The following is a 1,165-nucleotide window of genomic DNA, read 5'->3' as shown; positions in this document are numbered from 1 at the left end:
ATTTTATTTTTATTCTCATTATGAAAAATTGTTATTTTCAAATAACAATTATTAAATCATTGAATATTTATTTTCTTTTTGATATACTTTTTTTAAAAAGGAGGTTATTTAAATATGGATAAATTACTTTTCGGAATCTCAGGGCTTCCTTTAGGAGAAGATAATAAAAAATTTAATTATGCTTCTGGAATTGAATATTTACATACTATAGGTCTTGATGCAATGGAACTTCCTTTTGTAAGATCTGTTAATGTTACATCCAAAAATAAAAATGCTATTATTGAAGCTAAAAATAAAAATAAATTTTATCTTTCTGCCCATGGATCTTATTTCATAAATTTAAATGCTGTTGAAGAAGAAAAAATAGAAAAATCTCTTGAAAGAATTATAGCAGGAGCAAAAGCATTAAAATCTATAGGTGGTAGAAGTTTAATATTTCATCCTGGATTTTATCTAAAATCCTCAAAGAAAGAAACTTTAGAGAAAATTAAATACAATTTATCTAAACTTCCTTATGATGATGTTGATTATAGACTAGAAACTACAGGTAAAGCAACTCAATTTGGAGACTTAAAAGAACTTGTTAATATATGCAAAGATTTAAATTTTTGCAAATTATGTATAGATTTTTCTCATCTTCATGCTAGAGGTATAGGTGCTTTAAAAGATTACAATGATTTTGCTAAAATATTAGAATATATAGGTGAACATTTAGGCAGATCAGCTTTAGATGATTTGCATATACATATGTCTGGAATAAATTATACTGAAAAAGGTGAACGAAATCATATGCCCTTTAAAGAAAGTGATTTCTTATATAAAGATTGTTTAAAAGCCTTTATTGATTATAATATTAAAGGATGTATTATATGTGAAAGCCCTTTACTAGAAAAAGATGCTTTATTATTAAAGGAAATCTATAATTCGTTATAAATTATATTTTATCAATTTATTTAATATCTTATCTAACACAAAAAAAGTTAGTGTTCCTCTATAGAGAAACACTAACTTTTTATTATAAATATTTTAATTTATACTAAATTATTTTTTAATATTATTTAAAATCTTCTATATCCATAACCATAGCCATTATTATACATATTATTCATATTATTTGAGTTATTCATATTATTAAAATTATTTAAAAGTAATATTAATAATAATG

1 protein-coding gene is annotated in these 1,165 nt (G+C 22.5%); it reads left to right on the top strand.

Annotation, left to right across the window (positions count from 1 at the left end):
• The first annotated feature begins 114 nt into the window (after window positions 1-114).
• Window positions 115-933, top strand: coding sequence for a TIM barrel protein (locus GBZ86_RS16085; RefSeq protein ID WP_152892343.1), 819 nt, complete (start codon window positions 115-117; stop codon window positions 931-933).
• The last annotated feature ends 232 nt before the right edge of the window (window positions 934-1,165 follow it).

Source organism: Clostridium tarantellae, from assembly GCF_009295725.1.
Classification (GTDB): Bacteria; Bacillota; Clostridia; order Clostridiales; family Clostridiaceae; genus Sarcina; species Sarcina tarantellae.
This window is presented reverse-complemented; position numbering and strand designations above follow the sequence as displayed.

What these genes read in the sequence shown, in the direction of transcription:
- GBZ86_RS16085 (WP_152892343.1), top strand. Translation starts at nt 115, where the DNA reads ATGGATAAATTACTTTTCGGAATCTCAGGGCTTCCTTTAGGAGAAGAT.